This window comes from Micromonospora sp. CA-244673, from assembly GCF_050948395.1.
Classification (GTDB): domain Bacteria; phylum Actinomycetota; class Actinomycetes; order Mycobacteriales; family Micromonosporaceae; genus Micromonospora.
In genome coordinates this window covers 2,458,175-2,481,322 of sequence record NZ_CP192019.1, presented here as the reverse complement: position 1 = coordinate 2,481,322, position 23,148 = coordinate 2,458,175, and the positions used below count along the sequence as shown (strand labels likewise).

Sequence of the window (23,148 nt, the reverse complement as noted above, 5' to 3'; positions counted from 1 at the left end):
TCGTGGACCCGACCACCCCCTGGCCAGGGCCACGACCGTCGGACCGCGCGGTCCGGGCGGACACGGGCCTCACCGCCCCGCCCGGACTCCACCTCGACGCAGCCCGGACGCCCCGATCGCCGTCCCGTGCGACGGCGTCACCGGCCCCGACGGGCGCCCGCCGCGGGGGCGGAGACATCCGCCCCGGCCCGGTGCCGGCGACGTACGCCGGAACCCGGCGCGGCGTGCGTCGGGGGAGGCTCCTACCGTAACCCGCCCGCGGCCGGCACCGGGTACGCCGAACGGGCGACGCGGCGTTCGCTGAGTCGCCGGTCAGCGACGGCTGCCGCGCCAGCCCTGCACGGGCAGGTCGAACTTGGCCACCAGCCGGTCGGTGAACGGCCGTGCCCGGAGCCGGACGATGCGCACCGGCAGCGCGCCCCGGCGCACGGTGACCCGGGCGCCCGGGGGCAGGTCGTAGACCCGCCGGCCGTCGCAGCAGAGCACCGCGAGGGTGGTGAACGGGTCCACGGTGATCGCGAAGGTGGACGTCGGCGCGGTGACGAGGGGGCGGCTGAACAGCGCGTGCGCGCTGATCGGCACCAGCAGCAGCGCCTCCACCTCGGGCCAGACCACCGGCCCCCCGCCGGAGAACGCGTACGCCGTGGAGCCGGTGGGGGTCGCGCAGACCACGCCGTCGCAGCCGTAACGGGACAGCGGCCGGCCGTCCACGTCGACGAGCAGCTCCAGCATCTGGGCCCGCTCGCCCTTCTCCACGCTGATCTCGTTGAGCGCCCACGACTCGACGGTCGGGCCGCCCTCGAACTCGGCGGTGACGTCGAGGGTGAGCCGTTCGTCCACGGTGTAGTTGCGCCCGACCACGTCGCGCACCGCGCTGTCCAGGTCGTCCATCTCCGCCTCGGCCAGGAAACCGACCTTGCCGAGGTTGATGCCGAGCAGGGGCGCCTTCGCCGGGCGGGCCAGCTCGGCGGCGCGCAGGAACGTGCCGTCCCCGCCGAGCGCGAAGACGATCTCGGCGCCCTCGGCCGCCTCCGGGCCGGTCACCGGCACCACGCCGGGCAGGTCCAGGTCGTCGGCCTCCTCGGCGACCACCCGCACCTCGAAGCCGGCCGCGATGAGGTCGGCGGCCACCGCGCGCGCGTGCTCCGTGCTGCGCCGACGGCCCGTGTGCGTCACCAGCAGAGCGGTCCGGCTCACCCGGACACCTCCTCAGTCGTGGCCTGCGGCCCGGCGGCCGGAAATCCCTGCGGGCCGGCCGCCACCACCGCGCGCACCCGATCGGGGTCCGCGGCCGGCGCGTCCCGGCGTAACCATACGAAGAACTCGACGTTGCCGCTCGGCCCGGGCAGCGGGCTGGCGGCCACGCCGGCCAGGCCCAGCCCGAGCTGCGCGGCCGCGGCAGCCACGTCGAGCACGGCCTCGGCGCGCAGCTCCGGGTCACGGACCACGCCGCCCGCGCCGACCCGGTCCCGGCCCACCTCGAACTGCGGCTTGACCATCAGCGCCAGGTCGCCGTCGGGCCACGTGCAACCGGCCAGCGCGGGCAGCACCAGCCGCAGCGAGATGAACGACAGGTCGGCCACCGTCAGGTCGACCGGGCCGCCGATGGCCTCCGGCGTGAGGGTACGCACGTTGGTGCGCTCGAAGACGCGCACCCGCTCGTCGTTGCGCAGGGACCAGGCGAGCTGCCCGTAGCCGACGTCGACCGCCACCACCTCGGCGGCGTCGGCGCGCAGCAGCACGTCGGTGAAGCCGCCGGTGGAGGCGCCCGCGTCCAGGCAGCGCCGGCCGACCACGGTCAGCCCGCCGGAAGTGAACGCGGCGAGCGCGCCGGCCAGCTTGTGACCGCCGCGGGAGACGTACTCGTCGGCGGGGTCCTCGCCCGTGACCAGCAGCGGGTCGGCGGGGTCGACCATCGCGGCGGCCTTGCGGGCCGGCACCCCGCGCAGCTGGACGCGACCGGCCTCCACCAGCGCGGCGGCCTGCTCACGGGAGCGGGCCAGGCCGCGGCGGACGAGTTCGGCATCCAGCCGGGTGCGACGTGCCATCGGTGGTTGTTCTCCGCCTCTTTTCAGGCCTGGTCGATGCTGGCCAGGGTCTCGCGCAGCGTCTCGTACGCCGCCTCGTACTGGGCGATCTGGTCCGCCGGGGAGAGCGCCTCGGCGTTGATCATGGCGTGCACGGCGGCGTCCACCGCCGGGTGCCGTGCCTCGCCGACCTCCTCGACCGGCGCCGGCCGCGCGCCGGGGGGCGGGGCGGGCCGGGGACCGGCCGGCGGCGGTCCGGGACGCGGGCCGGGCCGGAAGGGCCCGGTCACGACGCGGCACCGCCGGTCGGCTTGCGGCCGGCGGACTTCTTCGCCGGGCGCACCGGGGCGGCCGGCGACTCCTCGGCCGGGGTCTTCGCGACGGTGGCCGCCGGCTTCTTCGCGATGGCCTTCTTCGCCACGGCCTTCTTCGCGACGGCCTTGGTGCGCGCGGGCACGGGGGGCGCCGAGACGGGCGCCTCGGCGGCCGGCGCGGCCGGGGCCGGTCGCTCGGCGCCCGGCTCGCCCTCGGCCGGCCCCGTGGCGGTCGGCTCCCCGGAGGGCGTCACCTCACCGGCGCCCGCCGTCTCGGCGGCCAGCGGCGGGGAGGCCGGCGTGCGCAGGGCGTCGCTCTCCGGCCCGGCGGCGGGCTTCGCACCCGCCTCCGCCGCGGGGGTCTTCGCCTCGCGCAGCTGCCGCTCCAGGTCGTGCACCCGGCGGGTCAGCTCGGCGACCTCGTCGGCGGTGGCCAGCCCGACCGCGCCCAGCGCGCGGTCGACCTCGAAGCGGACCAGCTTGGTCAACGCCTCCCGGTTCGCCATCCCGGTCGAGACCAGCTCCTCGGCGAGCGACTGGAGCTGGGCGGCGGTCGCGCCGCCCTGGCCGACCACGCGCTTCACGGCGTCCTGGGCCTTCTTCCGGGGCGCCTCCGTCAGGCCCATGGCCAGCTCGAGGTAGGCGCGCCACGCGTCCTGCATGCCAGAGTCCTTCCGCGGGGCGGGGTGTGCAGGTGTCACGCTACCGGGCGCCCCGGACGCCCCATTGCGGTACGGTGCCGGGAACGGCGTGGCGAGTGGTGAGGAGACGATGTGGCCAGCGTGGACGAGTGCCGGCAGGCGTTGCAGGACCTGGCCGCCCGGCTGGACCGGCACGCCGACGTGCAGGGGCGGATCGACCTCGACCGCACGCTCGCCTGCCGGATCACCGACCTGGACACCGCGTTCCACGGGCGAATCGAAGGCGGCCGGCTCGTCGACCTCACCGACGGCGACGACCCGAAGGCGAAGATCGCGCTGAGCGCCACCAGCGACGACCTGGTCGCCCTGGTGCACGGTCAGCTCGACGTCATGAAGGCCGTGGGCGCCCGGCGGGTGTCGATCAAGGCGAACCCGTTCGACCTGATGAAGCTCCGCAAGCTGCTCTGACCCGGGCCGGTCAGCCCGCGAGGCCGAGCGCCGCCAGGGCCTCCTCCGCCGCCGCGGACGCCGGCCGCACCCGCGGGCCGGCCGCCGCCGGCCAGGCCGCCGCGCAGAGCGCCGCGAGGGCGTCCAGCGGGCGTCCCGCCCCGTCGAGGGCCAGCCCCCCGTCGGCGGCGGTCGCCGACCAGCCGCCGGCGTCCGCCGTGCCCGGCACCCGCACCACGGCCGCCGGGTCGAAGAGCCCCGCCAGGTCGAAGGAGACGTACGCGGGCCGGCGCGGCTCGGGCGCGGCCAGCAGCTCGGCCACGTCGCTGACCCCGGTGAGCACCAGCAGGCTGTCCAGCCCGGCCCGGCGGGCGCCCTCGATGTCGGTGTCCAGCCGGTCGCCGACCACCAGCGTCCGGCCCGAACCGGCCCGGCGGGCGGCCGTGGCGAACAGCGCCGGCTCCGGCTTGCCCACCACCACGTCGGGATCCCGTCCCAGCGCCGTGCGCAGCACCGCCACCAGCGAGCCGTTGCCCGGCAGCGGGCCGCGCGGGCTGGGCAGGGTGCGGTCGGTGTTCGTGGCGTACCAGGGCGCTCCCGCCCGGACCGCCAGCGACGCCTCGGCCAGGTCGGACCAGCCGACCTGAGGACCGTACCCCTGGGCCACGGCGGCCGGCTCCTCGTCCACCGTCGAGACCGGGCGCAGGCCCACGGCGCGCAGCTCCGCGCGGAGCGCCTCCGCCCCGACCACCAGCACCGGCGCGCCGGCGGGCAGCCGGTCGCGCAGCAGCTCGGCGGTGGCGGCCGCGGAGGTCAGCACCTCCTCCGGCCCGGCCGGCACACCCATGCCGGTGAGCAGGTCGGCCACCTCGCTGGAGCGGCGCGAGGCGTTGTTCGTCGCGTAGGCGACCGCCCGGCCCTCGCCGTGCAGCCGGCCGACCGCCTCGACCGCGCCGGGGATCGGCCGGTCGATCAGGTAGATCACCCCGTCCAGGTCGAAGACGACCAGGGCGTACCCGTCGACCAGCCGGCCGCCCGTTCCGGCCCGGTCGCGTTCCCCGCGACCCGGACCGGAACCCGCGTCCCCGGCGCTTCCGGTCACCGGCGCTCCGACTCCGAAGCCTCGTCGCCCGGGGCGTCCGGGCCGGCCGCGTCCACGGCGGCGGCGCGCGTGTCGGCGGCGAGCGAGCGCGCCTCCGCGTCGGTCAGCTCGTCGTCGCCCAGGTCCGCCGCGTCCCGGTCCCGGTATCCGGCAGCCTCGCCGGCCGGTACCGCGTCAGCGGCGCCCCCGGCGATGGAGTCCGCCGTGTCGGCGTCGGCGCGCAGCCGGGCGTCACCGTCGAGGTCGTCGTCCTCGTCGAGGTCGTCGCCCTCGTCGTCGTCCCGGTCCGCGTCGCCGTCGAGGTCGTCGCCCTCGTCGTCGTCCCGGTCCGCGTCGCCGTCGAGGTCGTCGTCCTCGTCGTCGAGGTCGTCGTCCTGGTCAGCGTCCTCGTCGTCGTCGAGGTCGTCCTCGTCGTCGTCGAGGTCGTCCTCGTCATCGTCGAGGTCGTCGTCCTCGTCATCGAGGTCGGCGGAGTCGCCGGTGAGGTCGGCGTCGGGACGGGACGGCACGGCGCCCGGGGCACCCGGGCCGGCGGCGAACTCCTCGTCCTCTTCCTCGTCGTCGCCCTCGATGACGACGCCGTCCAGCTCCAGCAGCCGCTCGGCGGCGTCAGTCTCGCCCTCGGCGTCCACGTCGGCAGCCCGGGAGAACCACTCCCGCGCCTCCTCGCGCCGGCCCACCGCCAGCAGCGCGTCCGCATACGCGTAGCGCAGCCGGGCCGCCCACGACTCGGTCGAGTCGGCGGTCAGCTCGGGGACCTGGAGCATGGCCACCGCCGCGTCCTTCTGCCCGAGGTCACCCCGGGCCCCACTGGCCACGATCAGCAGCTCGATGGCGACGGCCTGGTCGAGCTTGTCCCGGTCCGCGCCGCGGAACAGGTCGATGGCCCGCTCCGGGCGACCCAGCGCCCGCTCGCAGTCCGCCAGCACCGCCAGGTGGCTCTGCAGACCGGTCATCCGGTGGTAGGTGCGCAGCTCGGCGACGGCCGTCTGCCACTCCCCCGCGTGGTACGCGGCCAGCCCGACCGCCTCCCGCACCGCGGCGATCCGCGAGGCGAGCCGGCGCGCGGCCATGGCGTGCGCCAGTGCCTCGGCCGGGTCGTCGTCGATCAGCAGCCCGGTCGCGACCAGGTGCCGGGCGACGGTCTCCGCCACCGGCTTGGCGAGGGAGAGCAGCTCCGCGCGGACGGTCGAGTCGAGGTCGCTGGCGACCACCTCGTCCGGCAGCGCCGGCGCCTCACCCGTACGCCCCTCGGCGCGCTCGTCCTGCCGCTCCCGGTACGCGCCGTCCTGCCGGCGGTCGTCCCGGTCGTAGCCCCGGCGCTCGCCGTCCCGCTCGGTACGCTCACGCCCGCCACGGCCCTCGCGGTCGTCACGGCGGAATCCGCCGGGCCGCTCGTCGCGGCGGAAGCCCTCGCGGCGGTCGCCGCCGAAGCCACCCTCGCGGCGCTCGCCACCACGGGGCCCGCCTACGCGGTCGTCGCGGCGGAAGCCGCCGGGCCGCTCGCCGCCGGCATAGCCCTCGCGACGATCGCCGCCACGGAAGCCCTCACGGCGCTCGCCGCCGAAGCCACCTTCACGACGCTCGCCACCGCGGAAGCCGCCCTCACGGCGGTCGCCGCCGAAGCCACCTTCGCGACGCTCGCCGCCGCGGAAGCCGCCCTCACGACGCTCACCGCCACGGAAGCCGCCCTCACGACGATCGCCACCGCGGAAGCCGCCCTCGCGACGCTCGCCGCCACCTTCGCGACGCTCGCCGCCGCGGAAGCCGCCCTCACGGCGATCGCCACCGCGGAAGCCACCCTCACGGTCGCCCCCACGGAAGCCACCCTCGCGACGCTCGCCGCCACCTTCGCGACGCTCGCCCCCGCGGAAGCCACCTTCGCGGCGCTCACCGCCGAAGCCACCTTCGCGGCGGTCCCCGCCACGGAAGCCACCCTCACGACGATCGCCGCCGCGGAAGCCACCCTCGCGGTCGCCCCCACGGAAGCCGCCCTCGCGGCGGTCGCCGCCGCGGAAGCCCTCACGGCGCTCGCCGCCGGAACCACCTTCGCGGCGGTCACCGCCGCGGAAGCCACCCTCACGACGATCGCCACCGAAGCCACCTTCGCGACGCTCGCCCCCGCGGAAGCCCTCACGACGCTCGCCGCCGAAGCCACCTTCGCGGCGGTCACCGCCGCGGAAGCCACCCTCACGACGCTCACCACCGCGGAAGCCACCCTCACGGCGGTCGCCACCGCGGAAGCCCTCACGACGCTCGCCGCCGGAACCACCTTCGCGACGCTCGCCGCCGCGGAAGCCACCCTCGCGGTCGCCGCCACGGAAGCCACCCTCACGGCGCTCGCCGCCACGGAAGCCACCCTCGCGACGCTCACCGCCGGCGAAGCCACCTTCGCGGCGGTCACCGCCACGGAAACCACCCTCACGACGCTCACCGCCGCGGAAGCCGCCCTCACGGTCGCCCCCACGGAAGCCACCCTCACGCCGGTCCCCGCCACGGAAACCGCCCTCGCGGTCGCCCCCACGGAAGCCGCCCTCGCGACGCTCACCACCGCGGAAGCCGCCCTCGCGACGCTCGCCGCCGGCGAAGCCGCCACGGCGCTCACCACCACGGAAGCCACCCTCGCGGCGCTCACCGCCGGCGTTGCCGTCCCGGCGCTCACCACCGCGGAAACCGCCCTCGCGGTCGCCGCCGCGGAAGCCGCCCTCGCGACGCTCGCCCCCGCGGGAGCCACCATCACGGTCGTCACGGCGGAAGCCGCCCTCGCGGCGGTCGCCGCCACGGAAGCCGCCCCGCGGGCCGCCCGAGCGGTCGTCGCGGTCGCCACGGTACGAGGGACGGTCATCGCGGCGGGCGTCGCCGCGCCCCTGCCCGCGCTCGGCACGGTCCTCGTAACGACGGGGGCGATCCTCGCCCTGCGGTCCTGAACTCACGGGTACATCCTTCCTCATTGCGTCCTCCAAGGACGCTAACGCAGTCGAGGGCCGACCCTGCTGGGGCGGCCCTCGACTGGAAGATTGTCCGGCGGTGTCCTACTCTCCCACACCCTCCCGAGTGCAGTACCATCGGCGCTGGAGGGCTTAGCTTCCGGGTTCGGAATGTGACCGGGCGTTTCCCCTCCGCCATGACCGCCGTAACTCTATGAACATGTCAAAACAACCAACAGGTTGTTCGCTCGTTCAGAGTTGCACAGTGGACGCGTAGCAGCTTGGTAGTCAAGTCCTCGGCCTATTAGTACCGGTCAACTGAACCCGTTACCGGGCTTACATTTCCGGCCTATCAACCCAGTCGTCTAGCTGGGGGCCTTACCCCACAAAGTGGGTGGGATACCTCATCTTGAAGCGAGCTTCCCGCTTAGATGCTTTCAGCGGTTATCCCTTCCGAACGTAGCTAACCAGCCGTGCCCCTGGCGGGACAACTGGCACACCAGAGGTTCGTCCGTCCCGGTCCTCTCGTACTAGGGACAGCCCTTCTCAAGTATCCTACGCGCACGGCGGATAGGGACCGAACTGTCTCACGACGTTCTAAACCCAGCTCGCGTACCGCTTTAATGGGCGAACAGCCCAACCCTTGGGACCTGCTACAGCCCCAGGATGCGACGAGCCGACATCGAGGTGCCAAACCATCCCGTCGATATGGACTCTTGGGGAAGATCAGCCTGTTATCCCCGGGGTACCTTTTATCCGTTGAGCGACACCGCTTCCACATGCCAGTGCCGGATCACTAGTCCCGACTTTCGTCCCTGCTCGACCTGTCAGTCTCACAGTCAAGCTCCCTTGTGCACTTGCACTCAACACCTGATTGCCAACCAGGCTGAGGGAACCTTTGGGCGCCTCCGTTACCCTTTAGGAGGCAACCGCCCCAGTTAAACTACCCACCAGACACTGTCCCTGAACCGGATAACGGTCCGAAGTTAGATACCCAAATCAACCAGAGTGGTATTTCAAGATTGCCTCCACCCATACTGGCGTATGGACTTCACCGGCTCCCACCTATCCTACACAAGCTAACTCAAGTACCAATGTCAAGCTATAGTAAAGGTCCCGGGGTCTTTCCGTCCTGCCGCGCGTAACGAGCATCTTTACTCGTAGTGCAATTTCGCCGGGCCTGTGGTTGAGACAGTGGGGAAGTCGTTACGCCATTCGTGCAGGTCGGAACTTACCCGACAAGGAATTTCGCTACCTTAGGATGGTTATAGTTACCACCGCCGTTTACTGGCGCTTAAGTTCTCCGCTTCGCCCCGAAGAGCTAACAGGTCCCCTTAACGTTCCAGCACCGGGCAGGCGTCAGTCCATATACATCGAATTACTTCTTCGCATGGACCTGTGTTTTTAGTAAACAGTCGCTTCCCCCTGCTCTCTGCGGCCATACAACGCTCCACCCGCGCGGGGCTTCACGTCTCCGGCCCCCCTTCTCCCTAAGTTACGGGGGCAATTTGCCGAGTTCCTTAACCACAGTTCGCCCGATCGCCTCGGTATTCTCTACCTGACCACCTGTGTCGGTTTGGGGTACGGGCCGCTAAGAACTCGCTAGAGGCTTTTCTCGGCAGCATAGGATCACTGACTTCACCTGAATCGGCTCGGCATCACGTCTCAGCCTTCATGCGCCGCGGATTTGCCTACGGCACGGCCTACACGCTTACCCCGGCACAACCACCGGCCGGGCTCAGCTACCTTCCTGCGTCACCCCATCGCTTGACTACTACCCGCCAGGTTCCCACGCTCGCCTCGTTCGGTCCGAAGACCTCCCAAGGTTCGGGTGGTTAGCACAACGAGGTTCGTCAGGGTCGCTCTTTCGCGGGTACGGGAATATCAACCCGTTGTCCATCGACTACGCCTCTCGGCCTCGCCTTAGGTCCCGACTCACCCAGGGCGGATTAGCCTGGCCCTGGAACCCTTGGTCATCCGGCGGAAGGGTTTCTCACCCTTCTTTCGCTACTCATGCCTGCATTCTCACTCGTGCCGCGTCCACAACTAGGTCACCCCGTTGCTTCACTCGCGGCACGACGCTCCCCTACCCATCCACACACCTGCACAAGGAATCAAGTCCAAGCGAGGTTAAAATGTGAATGCCACAGCTTCGGCGGTGTGCTTGAGCCCCGCTACATTGTCGGCGCGGAACCACTTGACCAGTGAGCTATTACGCACTCTTTAAAGGGTGGCTGCTTCTAAGCCAACCTCCTGGTTGTCTATGCGACCCCACATCCTTTTCCACTTAGCACACGCTTAGGGGCCTTAGCTGGTGATCTGGGCTGTTTCCCTCTCGACTACGAAGCTTATCCCCCGCAGTCTCACTGCCGCGCTCTCACTTACCGGCATTCGGAGTTTGGCTGATTTCGGTAAGCTTGTGGGCCCCCTAGACCATCCAGTGCTCTACCTCCGGCAAGAAACACGCGACGCTGCACCTAAATGCATTTCGGGGAGAACCAGCTATCACGGAGTTTGATTGGCCTTTCACCCCTAACCACAGGTCATCCCCCAACTTTTCAACGTTGGTGGGTTCGGCCCTCCACGCGGTCTTACCCGCGCTTCAGCCTGCCCATGGCTAGATCACTCCGCTTCGGGTCTAGAGCATGCGACTGAATACGCCCTATTCAGACTCGCTTTCGCTACGGCTCCCCCACACGGGTTAACCTCGCCACATGCCACTAACTCGCAGGCTCATTCTTCAAAAGGCACGCCGTCACCCCGCAAGGCTCCGACGGATTGTAGGCGAACGGTTTCAGGTACTATTTCACTCCCCTCCCGGGGTACTTTTCACCATTCCCTCACGGTACTCGTCCGCTATCGGTCACCAGGAAGTATTTAGGCTTACCAGGTGGTCCTGGCAGATTCACGGCAGATTTCAGGGGTCCGCCGCTACTCGGGAACACCCACAGAAGGTCAGCAACTTTCACCTACCGGACTATCACCGTCTACGGTCAGCCTTTCCAGACTGTTCGACTAGCCACTGACTTTGTAACTTCTCGAGCGTGTGTCAGCACACTCAGCAGGGTCCCACAACCCCGACCACGCAACCCCTGACAGGTATCACACGCAGCCGGTTTAGCCTCAATCCGCTTTCGCTCGCCACTACTCACGGAATCACTTGTTGTTTTCTCTTCCTACGGGTACTGAGATGTTTCACTTCCCCGCGTTCCCTCCACACACCCTATGTGTTCAGGTGTGGGTGACACCACATGACTGGTGCCGGGTTTCCCCATTCGGACACCCTGGGATCACAGCTTGGTTGACAGCTCCCCCAGGCCTATCGCGGCCTCCCACGTCCTTCATCGGCTCCTGGTGCCAAGGCATCCACCGTTCGCCCTTGACAACTTGACCACAAAGATGCTCGCGTCCACTGTGCAATTCTCAACAAACGACCAACCCACAACCCGCAGCATGACACCAACCCGAGACAACCTCGGCGGTATGCCACACCAGGTCGTGCCTGGCGCCGGCGGAACAATCCGTTCCGCTCACGGCTCTGAAAGACAACCAATGGTTGTTCCTTCAGGACCCAACAGGGTGCTCTCCATCCTCCCCAGCCGCACCAGGACTTCGTTCCACACCACCCACGAAGGATGGCCGTACTAGAAGGAACCCGGCCGTTGCCAGGGAAAGGACTCGCCAGTGTCTCCGCCATTGAGCACCCCACCACCACATTCGGGCAGTGCGGGCTCCATACCGTCTTTCGACGGATGGTGCTCCTTAGAAAGGAGGTGATCCAGCCGCACCTTCCGGTACGGCTACCTTGTTACGACTTCGTCCCAATCGCCAGCCCCACCTTCGACGGCTCCCTCCACAAGGGTTGGGCCACCGGCTTCGGGTGTTGCCGACTTTCGTGACGTGACGGGCGGTGTGTACAAGGCCCGGGAACGTATTCACCGCAGCGTTGCTGATCTGCGATTACTAGCGACTCCGACTTCACGGGGTCGAGTTGCAGACCCCGATCCGAACTGAGACCGGCTTTTTGGGATTCGCTCCACCTCGCGGTATCGCAGCCCATTGTACCGGCCATTGTAGCATGCGTGAAGCCCTGGACATAAGGGGCATGATGACTTGACGTCATCCCCACCTTCCTCCGAGTTGACCCCGGCAGTCTTCGATGAGTCCCCGCCATAACGCGCTGGCAACATCGAACGAGGGTTGCGCTCGTTGCGGGACTTAACCCAACATCTCACGACACGAGCTGACGACAGCCATGCACCACCTGTGACCGCCCCCGAAGGACCTGCCATCTCTGACAGTTTTGCGGCCATGTCAAACCCAGGTAAGGTTCTTCGCGTTGCATCGAATTAATCCGCATGCTCCGCCGCTTGTGCGGGCCCCCGTCAATTCCTTTGAGTTTTAGCCTTGCGGCCGTACTCCCCAGGCGGGGCGCTTAATGCGTTAGCTGCGGCACAGGGAACCGGAGAGGCCCCCCACACCTAGCGCCCAACGTTTACAGCGTGGACTACCAGGGTATCTAATCCTGTTCGCTCCCCACGCTTTCGCTCCTCAGCGTCAGTATCGGCCCAGAGACCCGCCTTCGCCACCGGTGTTCCTCCTGATATCTGCGCATTTCACCGCTACACCAGGAATTCCAGTCTCCCCTACCGAACTCTAGCCTGCCCGTATCGACTGCAGGCCCGCAGTTGAGCTGCGGGTTTTCACAGTCGACGCGACAAGCCGCCTACGAGCTCTTTACGCCCAATAAATCCGGACAACGCTCGCGCCCTACGTCTTACCGCGGCTGCTGGCACGTAGTTGGCCGGCGCTTCTTCTGCAGGTACCGTCACTTACGCTTCGTCCCTGCTGAAAGAGGTTTACAACCCGAAGGCCGTCATCCCTCACGCGGCGTCGCTGCATCAGGCTTCCGCCCATTGTGCAATATTCCCCACTGCTGCCTCCCGTAGGAGTCTGGGCCGTGTCTCAGTCCCAGTGTGGCCGGTCGCCCTCTCAGGCCGGCTACCCGTCGTCGCCTTGGTAGGCCATCACCCCACCAACAAGCTGATAGGCCGCGAGCCCATCCCAGGCCGAAAAACTTTCCACCAAACCTCATGCGAGGAAAGGTCATATTCGGTATTAGCCCCGGTTTCCCGGGGTTATCCCAAAGCCTAGGGCAGGTTGCTCACGTGTTACTCACCCGTTCGCCGCTCGAGTACCCCGAAGGGCCTTTCCGCTCGACTTGCATGTGTTAAGCACGCCGCCAGCGTTCGTCCTGAGCCAGGATCAAACTCTCCAACAAAAATCTTTGTTGAACAATCATCCTGACAACAAAAGTGTTGCCAAAGGAATCCCAACCAGCAAACCCTCCCAAAGAAGAGCTGCCAGTCCGGGGTATAAATCAATTTGGCACTGGCTTATCAAGCACCCTGTTGAGTTCTCAAAGAACAACCACACACCATCCGGAAACCCCACACCGTGGAGCCCCCGTCCGGGGCATTTCCGTGCACCACACCCGCCGCTCTCGCGCCGGGCACTTTTACTACGTTACCCGGTGGTTTCTGCCGTGTCAAACCGGTGTTTCGCGGTTTGTCATGCTTCCACCCTTTTGCCGGGCACCACTATTCGACCGGCTCGCGCCGGGCGCCTCGTGGGTTTCGGCAGGACGGCCGCCGCGGTTTCCCGCTCGCTCGTCCGTGTCCCTGCCGGCCGATAACCTTACCCGGTCGGTTCCGCCTCGCCAAATCCGCCTCCCGGCGAATCCGGGGCACCGCCCGTATTCGGTCCTGCGCTCCGGCCTTCCAGGTGCTTCGACCTGTTTCGTCCGTTCCGCGCTGGCAGAGAGAAAGTTACGCGCCCGGCGGATTGATCGTCAAATCCACCGGGCGCGTCCCGCGTCACACCGTCGACGTGGGGCTATCTGCCCAGCTCGACGCCGGCGAAGTTGCGCTTGCCCCGGCGCAGCACCAGGTAGCGGCCGTGCAGCAGGTCCGCCGGCGACACCGTCGCGTCCACCTCGGCGATGCGCACGTTGTTGACGTACGCGCCGCCCTCGGCGATGACCCGCCGGGCCTCCTTCATGCTCGGCACGAGGCCCGACTCCTTGAGCAGGCCCGCGACGTCGGGCAGCTCGTCGAGGTGCACGAGACCGGCCTCGGTGAGCGCGGCGCGCAGGGTCTCCGGGGCCAGGTCGTCGAGCGAGCCGCGACCGAAGAGCGCCTGGCTGGCGGCGACCGCCTGCGCCATCTCCCGCTCGCCGTGCACCAGCGCGGTCAGCTCCTCGGCGAGGGCCCGCTGGGCGAGCCGCGCCTGCGGGCGTTCCGCCGTGGCCTTCTCCAGCTCCTCCAGCTCCTCCCGGGAGCGGAAGCTGAAGTACCGCAGGTAGCGGGTGACGTCCCGGTCGTCGGCGTTGACCCAGAACTGGTAGAAGGCGTACGGGCTGGTCATCTCCGGGTCGAGCCACACCGCGCCGGTCTCGCTCTTGCCGAACTTGGTGCCGTCCGACTTGGTGACCAGCGGGGTGGTGAAGGCCTCCACCGGCCCGGCGCCACGACGCCGGATGTAGTCCACGCCGGCGGTGATGTTGCCCCACTGGTCCGAGCCGCCGTACTGGAGCTGGCACCCGTGCCGGCGGTGCAGCTCGAAGAAGTCGTTCGCCTGGAGCAGCTGGTAGCTGAACTCGGTGTAGCTGATGCCCGTCTCCAGCCGGGCCTTGACCACCTCGCGGGCCAGCATCTTGTTCACCGGGAAGTGCTTGCCCACGTCCCGGAGGAACTCCACCACCGACATCTCGGCGGTCCAGTCCAGGTTGTTGACCAGCCGGGCCGCGTTCTCCCCCTCGTACGTCACGAAGGGCGCGAGCTGGTCGCGGATGCGCTGGACCCAGCCGGCGATGACCTCGGGCGGGTTCAGCGTCCGCTCGGCGCTCTCCTTCGGGTCGCCGATCTGGCCGGTGGCGCCACCGACCAGCAGCAGCGGCCGGTGCCCGGCGAGCTGGAGCCGGCGGGCCATGACGACCTGCATGAGGTTGCCGACGTGCAGGCTGGGCGCCGTCGGATCGAAGCCCACATAGAAGGTGGTGCTCCCGCCGTCGAGCAGCTCGCGCAGCTCGTCGAGGCCGGTCGAGTCCTGGATCAGACCCCGCCACCGCAGGTCTTCGGTCAGGGAGTCCCGCCCCTGCGGGAGGTTGCTGTCCGTCACGGTCACCGATTCTCCCCCATCCCCGGCTCCGGCCCGTACCGGGTTTGCCGACGGGGGGCGACTAGGCTGGCGGCTCCACCGACAGGAGGGGGCCGCCGTGGAGATGCCGGACGTGACCGGGGGCTTCGTCGCCCTGCTGGGCCTGAAGTTCGACGAGGTGAGCGGGGACCGGGTGGTCATCCGCTGGCAGGTCCGTCCGGAGCTGCACCAGCCGTACGGGATCCAGCACGGCGGGGTCTACTGCTCGGTCGTGGAGACGGCGGCCAGCATCGGCGGCGCCCTGTGGCTCGGTGACAAGGGCAAGGTGGTCGGGGTCTCCAACCAGACCGACTTCCTGCGTGCCGTCCGGGACGGCGAGCTGACCGCTGTCGGGACCCCGATCCATCGCGGCCGCAGCCAGCAGCTCTGGCTGGTGGAGATCACCGAGGAGGGTGGCCGGTTGGTCTCGCGCGGCCAGGTACGGCTGCAGAACCTCACCTCCGCCTGATCCCCAGCTGTTCGATTCGCCCCGGAAAGGGCACCTGACGCCGATATCGTCGCGTCGATGAGCCCGGCCACCACCGACCCGACGTGAGGAAACTCTTCGCCGCCACGCTCGGCGTGCTGTCGGCCGTCGGCGGCTTCGTCGACATCGGCGATCTGGTGGCGGCGAGCCAGGCGGGCGCCCGCTTCGGAATGGCCCACGCCTGGGTGCTGCTCGTCGGGGTGGTGGGCATCTGCGCGTACGCGGAGATGGCCGGCCGGATCGCGGCGGTGAGCGGCCGGGCGGTCTTCGACCTGGTCCGGGAGCGCCTGGGACCGCGGGTGGCGCTGCTCAACCTGGTCGCCTCCTGGCTGGTCACGGTGATCACCCTGGCCGCGGAGCTGGGCGGGGTGGCGCTGGCGTTGCAGCTCGCCACGGGATGGAGCCACCTGCTCTGGGTGCCGGTGGCCGCGGTGGCGGTCTGGCTGGTGCTCTGGCGGATGCGCTTCGAGCTGATGGAACGGGTCTTCGGCCTCGCCGGGCTGGCGCTGCTGGTCTTCGCGGTGGCACTGTTCGCGTTGCCCACCGACTGGGCGGAGCTGGGGCGCGGGGCAGTGACCGTCGGCTCCTCCGGTGCGGGCTGGTCGGTGTACTGGTTCGTGGCGGTGGCGCTGTTCGCGTCAACGGTCAGCCCGTACGAGGTGTTCTTCTTCTCCTCCGGCGGGGTCGAGGAGCGATGGAGCGCCGCCGACCTGGCGCACGCCCGCTCGAACGTGCTGATCGGCTTCCCGGTGGGTGGCTTCCTGGCGCTGTCGCTGATCGCCGTGGCGACGGTGGCGTACCACCCGTCGGGGGCGTCGCCGGACACCCTCGAGGCGGTGGCCCGGCCGGTGGTGACCGCGTTGAGCGGGGTCGGGCTGGCCGCCGCCGTGCTGGCGTTCTTCGCGGTGACCTTCGGCGCGGCGCTGGAGACCGGCCTGTCCGCCGCGTACGCGGCGTCGCAGTATTTCGGCTGGCAGTGGGGTAAGCGGGTCAGCCCGCGGGAGGCCGCCCGGTTCCACAGTGTGCTGCTGGTCGGGCTGCTGCTCGGGGTGCTGCTGCTCATGACCAGCGTGGACCCCATCCGGCTGACCGAGTACATGCTGGTGCTCAGCGCGGTGGTGCTGCCGCTGACCTACCTGCCGATCCTGGTGGTGGCGAACGACCGCATCTACCTGGGTGACCGGGTCAACGGGTGGTGGACGAACCTGCTCGGGGCGCTGTTCCTGTTGCTCATCGTCGCCGCCTCGGTGGCGGCGATCCCGCTGGCGATCATCACGAGGATGGGGCGATGAGGATCCAGCTCGCCAAGCAGTTGCTCGACCGGCAGATCGTCGACGTCGACGGCCGGCTGGTCGGCCGGGTCGACGACATCGCGTTCGCCGTCGACGAGGAGGGCTACCCGTACGTCGACTGCCTGCTCACCGGGCAGGCGGCGCTCGGCGACCGCATCGGGGGCCGGATCGGGCGGCTGCTCGTCGCCGTCGCCGACCGGTTCACCGACGACCCGCCGGTGCCGCCGCTGCGCGTGGCGCTCACCCAGGTCGACCGGGTCGACAGCGTGGTCCGGCTGCGCTGCCCGGCGGCCGACCTGCCGCCCTCGCCGGTGGAGACCTGGCTGCGCCGGCACCTGATCGACCGGATCCCGGGAGCGCACCGTGCGAGCGGGTGAGCTGCTCGGCCGGACCGCGTACGACCTGCGCGGGCGGCGGTTGGGCCGGGTGGTCGACGTGGTGGTGCGGGGCGGGTGGCCACCGGACCGGCTGCGGATCACCGACGTGATCGTCGCCGGCCACTGGTGGACCCGCGTCACGAGCCGGCTGATCGGGCCGGAGCGGCACCCGTCGGGGCCGTGGCTGCTGCGCGCCGTCACCCGGGTGCTGGCCCGCAGCACCCACCAGGTGCCCGTCGACTCGGTGCAGGTGCGCCCGCCGGTGGCGGGCTTCCCGTTCGGCCCGCCGGCCCGGCGCGGCTGAGGGTCAGCCGCGGGCCTCGTCGAGCACCGGCGTGCCGTCGGCGTCGGCGTGCTCGGCGTCCTCGCCGCGGTCGCGGCGGGCGTGCCGGCGGACCCGGACCTCGGTGATGGCGTGGTGGTCGACGTCGCCGACGGCCAGGTCCCAGCCGTCGACCCGGACCCGCTCCCCCGCCACGGTGGGGATGTGCCCGAGGCAGATGAGCACGAGCCCCGCGATGGTGGTGTAGTCGCCGGGCGGCCGGTTGGGCAGCTCGACGCCGAGGTCGGTGAGGTCGTGCACCGGGAAGGTGCCGGGCAGCACGAGCGTGCCGTCCTCCTCGGTGCGGATCGAGCCGAGGTCCCGGTCGGTCTCGTCGTAGATCTCGCCGACGATCTCCTCGAGGATGTCCTCCAGGGTGACGATGCCGTCCACGGCGCCGCGCTCGTCGACCACCAGCGCGATGTGCTGGCGTTCCGCCTTGAACTGGCGCAGCGCGTCGACCACGGGCAGCGAGTCGGGCAGCAGCATGGGCGGCCGGGCGATCTCGTCCACCGGGCGGTCGTCGGGGACGCCGACCAGGTCGCGCAGGTGGATCACGCCGACCGCCTCGTCCAGGCCGCCGTGCCGGACCACCGGCGCCCGCGAGTGGCCGGTCGCGGCGAGGACCAGCCGGGCGGCCTCCGCGGTCGTCCCGCTGTCCAGGGTGAAGACCTGCAACCGGGGTACGAGCACCGCCCGCAGCTGCCGGTCGGCGATCTCCACGGCCCCGGCGATGATGGTCCGCTGCTCCTTGGTGAAGCCGTGGTTGCCGGCCACGATGTCGCGCAGCTCGTCCGGCCCGATCTCGTCCGGCTCGTGCTTCGGGTTCAGCCCGAACAGGCGGACCACCAGGTCGCTGGTGGCGCCGAGGGCCCAGACCGCCGGCCGGGTGACGCTGGCCAGCACGTCGAGCGGGCGGGCCACGACGAGCGCCCACCGCTCGGCGGACTGCATGGCGATCCGCTTCGGGGCGAGCTCGCCGAAGACCAGCGTCACGAAGGTGAGCACCAGGGTGACCGCCACGATGGCGACCGTCTCGGCGGCGTCGCCGAACACCCCGAGCAGCGGGACGAGGGGCTTCGCGAGGGACACCGCCGCGGCGGCGGAGGCCAGGAAGCCGGCCAGGGTGATCCCGATCTGGATGGTGGCCAGGAACCGGTTGGGGTCCTTGGCCAGGCGGGCCAGGGTGCGGCCGGCCCGGCTGCCACGCTCCAGCCGCTGGAGCTGGCTGTCGCGCAGCGAGACCAGGGCCATCTCGCTGCCGGCGAAGGCCGCGTTGACGATCACCAGAACTCCGACCAGGGCCAGTTGGCTCCAGTAGCTCTGCACGCGCGGTTCTCTCCCTCGGCCGACCCGGGCCGGCCGCAGTGGCCGTCCCGTCGCCGACCGTGGCCCGGGCGGCGTGGCCCCTCTGTTGCCCCGCGGGCGGGCCGCGCAATCCTCCGGCGGCGGGTCAGGCGGGAGCGGGCAGGTCCAGGACGTACGCGTCGCCCTCGGGGCGGAAGCCGAGCCGGTGGTAGTAGGGGGCGACCATGCCGGGCGGACTGACCACCCGGCGGAAGCCGCGGTCGGTGAACAGCCGGCTGCGCCGGTAGACGAACTCGCCGGGGGTGAAGTCGCGGAACGGCGGGGTCACGTAGTCGAGGTCGATCTGGGCCACCCCGCCGGCCTCGGCGTGCGAGACCACCACGCCGACCACCTCGTCGGCGCGGACCACCAGGAACGCGGAGCGGTCGGCGGCGGCCGGGTCCCAGTGGAAGTCGGGGTTGAACCGGGCGATGTCGGCGGCGTGCACCCGCAGGGTGTGGGCCAGGAAGGCGTCGCCGGTGCCCACCTCGACCACCTCGTAGGTCTGCGCGTCGTGGCGGGTGGCCAGCATCGTCCGCAGGTACCAGACGTTGATCACGGCGAGCACCACGTTGAGCCCGACCATGGGCCACACGTGCACGGCGGCGTTGTAGCCGATCAGGATGAGGCAGCCGAGCAGGTTGAGCGCGCGCAGCCGCAGAATGCGGGTCTGCAGCAGCGACCAGACCAGCAGCGCGGAGCCGGCCCAGCCGACGAGTTCCAGCCAGTTCACCCAGGGGAGACTAGTGGCCGCCCTGGTCAGCCGCCTCGGCGGGCAGCTCCAGCACGTACTCCTCGACCTCGGCGCCGCGGCCGGCGGCGTATCCCGAGTCCTCGCCGACCACCACGAAGCCGCACTTGCGCAGCACCGCCAGGGAGGCGGCGTTGTCCTTGGCGGCGCGGGCGTGCACCGGCCGCTGCGGCACCTCGCGCAGCAGCGCGGCGAGCGCGGCGGTGGCGTGGCCCCGACCCCAGTAGGCGGAGTCGATCCAGTAGCTGACCTCGGTGCGCTCCCCCACCGGGAAGGCGGCCACGCGCCCGACCACCGTGCCGTCGACGATCACGGTGCGGTTGACGATGCGCGGGTCGGCCCGGATGCGCGCCCAGTGGGCGTCGAAGGCGGCCCGGTCGGCCGGGTCCTTCGGGCCGAAGGCGGCCATCCAGTTGGCCTGCGCGTCCTGCTCGTGGGCGAAGAACGCGGGCAGGTCCTCGTCGCGCACCGGCCGCAGCCGCACCTCACTGGTCATCGCCGGAGGATACGTGGGCGCACCGACAGGTTCGGACCTCCGGCCCGGTCGGTGTCCCGTCCGGCCCTGCCGCGCTGGCGGGCCGCCCGGCTACCAAGGAATGGGACGCCAGGCACGCCGGCCGCCGCGCTGGTGCCGGTCACCCGCGCGGGCCGGCCGGTCGGGGTGTTCGTCGTGTCCGGCGGGCGGGTCCGCTACCGCCGGCTGGCCGACCCGGACCGGCTCGTCGCGGCCGCCACCGGGGCCTTCGCCGTGGCCGCGCTCGCCGCCGCCGTGGGGGTGGTGGCGTCGGCCCGCCGCCGGCCGCCGGCCATCCGCACGGTCACCATGGGCCCGGGCGGCTGGGTCAGCCTGCGCGGCGCCCCGCTGCCGCCGCTGCGGCCGGACCGGCGACCCTGGTGGGCCCGTGCGCTGCGGGCCCGCCGCCTGGTCGTCGACCGCTGACCCGCCCCGGGTACGGCCGCCGCCTCCGTCGGGCCGGCGGCCGTACCCGCTCCGGGGTCACCCCGTGCGGTGGACCTGCCGTGCGGGCCGGGCCGTCGGGTCACACGGCGGGTGGACCGGCGTCCCGACCGGCACCGGGCCGACCGGGTGGGAGCGCAGGATCGTCGGGTGAACAGGATGCTTCAGCGCCCGCGTGGCCGCGCACGTCCGATGCGTACCCTCCGGGCCCGCGTCGTCGGCCCGACCGCGGCCGGCCCGCGTGCCCTCGGCCCGACGGCGGCCGCGCCGCTGGCGCTCGCCGTGGCGGCGATCGGCGCGGTGGCGATCGGCCGGCTCATGATCGCCCGCCTGGCCATCCGCCGGGCGGTGATCCGTGAGCTGCGGATCGGCCGGTTGGAGGTGGACGACCTGGTCGTCCACCGGCACGCGGCAGGTCAGCCGGTCGGCGGCAGCGCCGTCGGGTAGCCGTACAGCTCCAGCAGCCGCACCCGGGACGCGTGCAGCCGGTCCACCACGACGCTCATGAAGCGGGTCGTGAGCTGCCGGCCGAGGGCGCCGTCGGACTCCATCAGCCGGCGTACGCCCGCGGCGTCGAACTCGACCGCCGTGCACCGCTGCGCGGCGACCGCGCCGAACTGCCAACGGTAGGGCGGGAACAGCCACGACCAGCCGAGCACCCCGCCCGCACCGATCGTCTCGATCCCCACGTCACCACGGCGGGGCACCGGGAAGTCCAGCGCCACCTGGCCGCCACGGACCAGCCAGAACCGCTCGGCGGGCTGCCCGGCGCGGAACAGCCGGTGCCCGGGGTGCCAGACCACCGGGCGGGCGTAGCCGGTCAGCGGGGGCAGCCAAGCGTCGGGCAGCCCGGCGAGGAAGGGGTGTGCGCGGAGCATCTCCAGCGGGGTCATCGGTCACTCGCCTCCCACGGGGTCCTGGATCGTCCCGGCACCAGCTCACACCCGTTCGGCCCGACGTGGCAGGGTCGTTGGTCCCGAATCGACCGGGTGCAACGCCTCTGCCCGCGAAGCGCCGACCGGAGAACCCTGGAGGTGGACGAAGGAGGACGTGATGACCGACAGATCCGGCGCCCCCGTCGTGGTGGGCGTGGACGGTTCCCCCACCGCTTTGGACGCGGTCCGGGTGGCCGCCCGGATGGCCGCCACCCGGCACCGGCCCCTGCGGGTGGTACACGCGTTCCAGTGGCCGCTGCTCGGCACCCCACTCGGCCCCGTGGCGGCCGCCCTGCCGCACGAGGAGCTGCGGCAGGAGACGGAGAAGCTGGTCGCCGAGGCGCTCGACGAGGCCCGCAAGGTCGACGCCGAGCTGCCGGTGACCGGCGCGGTACGCGACGGCGCCGCCGTCCCGGTGCTGCTGGAGGAGAGCCGGGACGCCGCGCTGCTGGTGCTCGGCCACCGCGGGCTCGGCGGTTTCGCCGAGTTGCTGGTCGGCTCGGCGGCGGTGGGGCTCTCCGCCCGGGCGGACTGCCCGGTGCTGGTGGTGCGGGGCGAGCCGCGCGCCGACGGCCCCGTCGTGGTAGGCGTGGACGGCTCGGCGCTGTCCACCGAGGCCATCGGCTTCGCGTTCGCCGAGGCGGCGCGGCGCGGCGCCGACCTGGTGGCGGTGCACGCCTGGCTCTACCCGACCCCGGTCGGCCCCGGCGACATCGTGCCGCTGGCGTACGACCCCGAGGAACTGCGCGCGGAGGAGGAGCGGGTGCTCGCCGAGGCGGTCGCCGGCTGGGCCGAGCGCCACCCCGAGGTGCAGGTACGCCGGAAGCTGGTCGCGGCCGCCCCGGCGGCGGCACTGGTGGCCGAGTCCACCGACGCGCAGCTGGTCGTGGTCGGCGCGCACGGCCGGGGCAGCCTGGGAGGGCTGCTGCTCGGCTCGGTCAGCCACGCCGTGCTGCACCACGCCCGCAGCCCGCTGGCCATCGTCCGGCACCGCCGGAGCCCCGCCGCGGGCTGACCGTCCCCCGTCCGCGCCGGCCCCTTCCCCCCTCGGCCGGCGCGGACGGCCGCGTTCGCGCTCGGTCGGCGGGGTCGTCGTCGACAATGGGCGGAGCCGACCGGAGGGATGCCGATGAACCGACCTGTCGTGGTGGGTGTCGACGGATCGTCGACCAGCCTCACCGCCGCCGAACACGCCGCCCGGGCCGCCGTGGCGCGGTCCCGACCGCTGCACGTGGTGCACGGCTACCTGCATCCGCTCGGCTACGGGGTGCCGCTCAACCCGTACGACCTCGGGGTGCCGGCGCCCACCGAGGAGTCGCAGAAGATGTTGGAGCAGGTGGCCGCCGAGCTGGTCGACCGGCATCCGGGTCTGCGGGTGGAGGTGCGCCAGGTGGCCGGCGGCCCCGGCGTCACCCTGATCGAGGAGTCCCGCCGGGCCGAACTCGTGGTGGTGGGCAGCCGGGGCGTGGGCGGCTTCGCCGGGCTGCTGCTCGGCTCGGTGAGCAACCAGGTGGCGCAGCACGGGCACTGCCCGGTGCTGGTGGTCCGCCCGGCGGAGCAGCCCATCCCGGTGCGGGGCCCGGTGCTCGTCGGGGTGGACGGGTCCGAGTCGGCCGGGTACGCCGTGCGGCTCGCCGCCGACGAGGCGGTCCGCCGGGACGCCGACCTGGTGCTGGTGCACGTCCGCACCCCGGAGCGGGGCGCCGTGGCGCCGGACGCCGCGGCCGAGGCCACCGCCGCCGCGCAGGCCGAGTCGGCGGAGCTGCTGGCCGGGGCGGCCGCCCGGATCCGCTCGGACCATCCGGTGCTGAGCGTGGTCGAGCGGCCCCTGCGGGGCGAGTCCCCCGAGCAGGCGCTGATCGAGGCGAGCGGCGAGGCCGCGCTGGTGGTGGTCGGCTCCCGGGGCCGGGGTGGCTTCGCCGGGCTGCTGCTCGGCTCGGTCAGCCAGGCGCTGGTGCAGCACGCCCACTGCCCGGTGCTGGTGGCCCACCCGTACGAGCCGGCCGGCGACTGAGGTCGCCGGC

General features: G+C 71.3%; 20 protein-coding genes, 3 rRNA genes and 1 pseudogene. 10 read left to right on the top strand and 14 right to left on the bottom strand.

The window, feature by feature from the left end:
- Positions 1 to 312: 312 nt before the first annotated feature.
- The 4 genes from ACQP12_RS11660 to ACQP12_RS11645 are packed head-to-tail and all read right to left on the bottom strand — an operon-like array spanning position 313 to position 3,003.
- Positions 313 to 1,197 carry an NAD kinase gene (locus ACQP12_RS11660; RefSeq protein ID WP_357949310.1) on the bottom strand — a complete coding sequence of 295 codons (885 nt, stop codon included), beginning with the start codon at positions 1,195 to 1,197 and terminating at the stop codon, positions 313 to 315.
- A complete protein-coding gene (locus ACQP12_RS11655; protein WP_433287354.1) occupies positions 1,194 to 2,048 on the bottom strand; it encodes a TlyA family RNA methyltransferase in 855 nt (284 codons plus the stop codon). Before ACQP12_RS11655 ends, ACQP12_RS11660 begins: the two co-directional genes overlap by 4 nt.
- Before the next feature lie 23 nt (positions 2,049 to 2,071).
- Entirely contained in the window at positions 2,072 to 2,317 is a 246-nt protein-coding gene (locus tag ACQP12_RS11650; protein ID WP_357949305.1) for a hypothetical protein, read from the bottom strand.
- Positions 2,314 to 3,003 (bottom strand): phasin family protein, encoded by a 690-nt coding sequence (locus ACQP12_RS11645; protein ID WP_433287352.1) that lies wholly within the window; start codon positions 3,001 to 3,003, stop codon positions 2,314 to 2,316. The genes ACQP12_RS11650 and ACQP12_RS11645 overlap by 4 nt, the downstream gene beginning before the upstream one ends.
- Positions 3,004 to 3,114: 111 nt before the next feature.
- On the opposite strand from ACQP12_RS11645, the gene ACQP12_RS11640 reads away from it, so the two are divergent.
- Entirely contained in the window at positions 3,115 to 3,450 is a 336-nt protein-coding gene (locus tag ACQP12_RS11640) for an SCP2 sterol-binding domain-containing protein (RefSeq protein WP_433287350.1), read from the top strand.
- Positions 3,451 to 3,460: 10 nt separating this feature from the next.
- Here the strand turns inward: ACQP12_RS11640 and ACQP12_RS11635 are convergent, their stop codons facing one another.
- Together ACQP12_RS11635 and ACQP12_RS11630 are read right to left on the bottom strand one after the other, a co-directional pair.
- On the bottom strand, positions 3,461 to 4,456 hold the full coding sequence (locus ACQP12_RS11635; RefSeq protein WP_433289232.1) for an HAD-IIA family hydrolase: 996 nt from the start codon (positions 4,454 to 4,456) through the stop codon (positions 3,461 to 3,463).
- A gap of 556 nt (positions 4,457 to 5,012) precedes the next feature.
- Positions 5,013 to 5,604: pseudogene (locus ACQP12_RS11630) on the bottom strand (hypothetical protein); the annotation flags it as partial.
- Between the two features lie 57 nt (positions 5,605 to 5,661).
- Between ACQP12_RS11630 and ACQP12_RS11625 the strand changes: the two are divergent.
- Positions 5,662 to 7,458: a hypothetical protein gene (locus tag ACQP12_RS11625; protein ID WP_433287347.1), complete on the top strand. Its 1,797-nt coding sequence runs from the start codon at positions 5,662 to 5,664 to the stop codon at positions 7,456 to 7,458.
- Positions 7,459 to 7,550: 92 nt separating this feature from the next.
- On the opposite strand, the gene rrf is transcribed toward ACQP12_RS11625, so the two are convergent.
- The 4 genes from rrf to tyrS form a co-directional block, all read right to left on the bottom strand.
- Positions 7,551 to 7,667, bottom strand: a 5S ribosomal RNA gene (gene rrf, locus ACQP12_RS11620).
- Between the two features lie 75 nt (positions 7,668 to 7,742).
- Positions 7,743 to 10,851 (bottom strand): 23S ribosomal RNA (locus ACQP12_RS11615).
- Between the two features lie 373 nt (positions 10,852 to 11,224).
- Positions 11,225 to 12,739, bottom strand: a 16S ribosomal RNA gene (locus tag ACQP12_RS11610).
- The 16S, 23S and 5S rRNA genes sit together here, the layout of an rRNA operon.
- A 614-nt stretch (positions 12,740 to 13,353) precedes the next feature.
- Positions 13,354 to 14,637: a tyrosine--tRNA ligase gene (gene tyrS, locus ACQP12_RS11605; RefSeq protein WP_433289230.1), complete on the bottom strand. Its 1,284-nt coding sequence runs from the start codon at positions 14,635 to 14,637 to the stop codon at positions 13,354 to 13,356.
- Positions 14,638 to 14,740: 103 nt separating this feature from the next.
- On the opposite strand from tyrS, the gene ACQP12_RS11600 reads away from it, so the two are divergent.
- The 4 genes from ACQP12_RS11600 (at position 14,741) to ACQP12_RS11585 (ending at position 17,115) form a co-directional block, all read left to right on the top strand.
- A complete protein-coding gene (locus ACQP12_RS11600; RefSeq protein WP_357946306.1) occupies positions 14,741 to 15,124 on the top strand; it encodes a PaaI family thioesterase in 384 nt (127 codons plus the stop codon).
- A gap of 83 nt (positions 15,125 to 15,207) precedes the next feature.
- On the top strand, positions 15,208 to 16,434 hold the full coding sequence (locus ACQP12_RS11595) for an NRAMP family divalent metal transporter (protein ID WP_433287345.1): 1,227 nt from the start codon (positions 15,208 to 15,210) through the stop codon (positions 16,432 to 16,434).
- Entirely contained in the window at positions 16,431 to 16,811 is a 381-nt protein-coding gene (locus tag ACQP12_RS11590; protein WP_433287343.1) for a hypothetical protein, read from the top strand. Before ACQP12_RS11595 ends, ACQP12_RS11590 begins: the two co-directional genes overlap by 4 nt.
- Positions 16,798 to 17,115, top strand: a complete 318-nt coding sequence (locus ACQP12_RS11585; protein WP_433287341.1) for a PRC-barrel domain containing protein — start codon at positions 16,798 to 16,800, stop codon at positions 17,113 to 17,115. The genes ACQP12_RS11590 and ACQP12_RS11585 overlap by 14 nt, the downstream gene beginning before the upstream one ends.
- 3 nt (positions 17,116 to 17,118) lie before the next feature.
- Here ACQP12_RS11585 and ACQP12_RS11580 read toward each other — a convergent pair whose 3' ends face one another.
- The 3 genes from ACQP12_RS11580 to ACQP12_RS11570 all read right to left on the bottom strand — a co-directional run bounded on the left by ACQP12_RS11580 (position 17,119) and on the right by ACQP12_RS11570 (position 19,727).
- Entirely contained in the window at positions 17,119 to 18,462 is a 1,344-nt protein-coding gene (locus tag ACQP12_RS11580) for a hemolysin family protein (protein WP_357945866.1), read from the bottom strand.
- A gap of 124 nt (positions 18,463 to 18,586) precedes the next feature.
- Positions 18,587 to 19,213, bottom strand: coding sequence for a hypothetical protein (locus ACQP12_RS11575; protein ID WP_433287339.1), 627 nt, complete (start codon positions 19,211 to 19,213; stop codon positions 18,587 to 18,589).
- Positions 19,214 to 19,223: 10 nt separating this feature from the next.
- The gene (locus ACQP12_RS11570; RefSeq protein ID WP_433287337.1) at positions 19,224 to 19,727 is read right to left on the bottom strand and encodes a GNAT family N-acetyltransferase; all 504 of its coding nucleotides are present in this window, start codon (positions 19,725 to 19,727) and stop codon (positions 19,224 to 19,226) included.
- 51 nt (positions 19,728 to 19,778) lie between these two features.
- On the opposite strand from ACQP12_RS11570, the gene ACQP12_RS11565 reads away from it, so the two are divergent.
- Both ACQP12_RS11565 and ACQP12_RS11560 read left to right on the top strand, forming a co-directional pair.
- The gene (locus tag ACQP12_RS11565) at positions 19,779 to 20,171 is read left to right on the top strand and encodes a hypothetical protein (protein ID WP_433287335.1); all 393 of its coding nucleotides are present in this window, start codon (positions 19,779 to 19,781) and stop codon (positions 20,169 to 20,171) included.
- A gap of 210 nt (positions 20,172 to 20,381) precedes the next feature.
- Complete coding sequence (locus ACQP12_RS11560; RefSeq protein WP_433287333.1) at positions 20,382 to 20,636, top strand: hypothetical protein; 255 nt, start codon at positions 20,382 to 20,384, stop codon at positions 20,634 to 20,636.
- On the opposite strand, the gene ACQP12_RS11555 is transcribed toward ACQP12_RS11560, so the two are convergent.
- Positions 20,606 to 21,082: a cyclic nucleotide-binding domain-containing protein gene (locus tag ACQP12_RS11555; protein ID WP_433287331.1), complete on the bottom strand. Its 477-nt coding sequence runs from the start codon at positions 21,080 to 21,082 to the stop codon at positions 20,606 to 20,608. The genes ACQP12_RS11560 and ACQP12_RS11555 overlap by 31 nt on opposite strands.
- Positions 21,083 to 21,242: 160 nt before the next feature.
- Between ACQP12_RS11555 and ACQP12_RS11550 the strand changes: the two genes are divergently transcribed.
- Positions 21,243 to 22,139, top strand: a complete 897-nt coding sequence (locus tag ACQP12_RS11550) for a universal stress protein (protein WP_433287329.1) — start codon at positions 21,243 to 21,245, stop codon at positions 22,137 to 22,139.
- 108 nt (positions 22,140 to 22,247) lie between these two features.
- Positions 22,248 to 23,138 (top strand): universal stress protein, encoded by an 891-nt coding sequence (locus ACQP12_RS11545; protein ID WP_433287327.1) that lies wholly within the window; start codon positions 22,248 to 22,250, stop codon positions 23,136 to 23,138.
- Positions 23,139 to 23,148: the final 10 nt, after the last annotated feature.

Bases quoted from the DNA above. Each gene is read 5' to 3' on its own strand.
- ACQP12_RS11655 (WP_433287354.1), bottom strand. From the start codon at position 2,048: ATGGCACGTCGCACCCGGCTGGATGCCGAACTCGTCCGCCGCGGCCTG.
- ACQP12_RS11645 (WP_433287352.1), bottom strand. From the start codon at position 3,003: ATGCAGGACGCGTGGCGCGCCTACCTCGAGCTGGCCATGGGCCTGACG.
- ACQP12_RS11600 (WP_357946306.1), top strand. From the start codon at position 14,741: ATGCCGGACGTGACCGGGGGCTTCGTCGCCCTGCTGGGCCTGAAGTTC.
- ACQP12_RS11590 (WP_433287343.1), top strand. From the start codon at position 16,431: ATGAGGATCCAGCTCGCCAAGCAGTTGCTCGACCGGCAGATCGTCGAC.
- ACQP12_RS11570 (WP_433287337.1), bottom strand. From the start codon at position 19,727: ATGACCAGTGAGGTGCGGCTGCGGCCGGTGCGCGACGAGGACCTGCCC.
- ACQP12_RS11560 (WP_433287333.1), top strand. From the start codon at position 20,382: ATGCGTACCCTCCGGGCCCGCGTCGTCGGCCCGACCGCGGCCGGCCCG.
- ACQP12_RS11555 (WP_433287331.1), bottom strand. From the start codon at position 21,082: ATGACCCCGCTGGAGATGCTCCGCGCACACCCCTTCCTCGCCGGGCTG.
- ACQP12_RS11550 (WP_433287329.1), top strand. From the start codon at position 21,243: ATGACCGACAGATCCGGCGCCCCCGTCGTGGTGGGCGTGGACGGTTCC.
- ACQP12_RS11545 (WP_433287327.1), top strand. From the start codon at position 22,248: ATGCCGATGAACCGACCTGTCGTGGTGGGTGTCGACGGATCGTCGACC.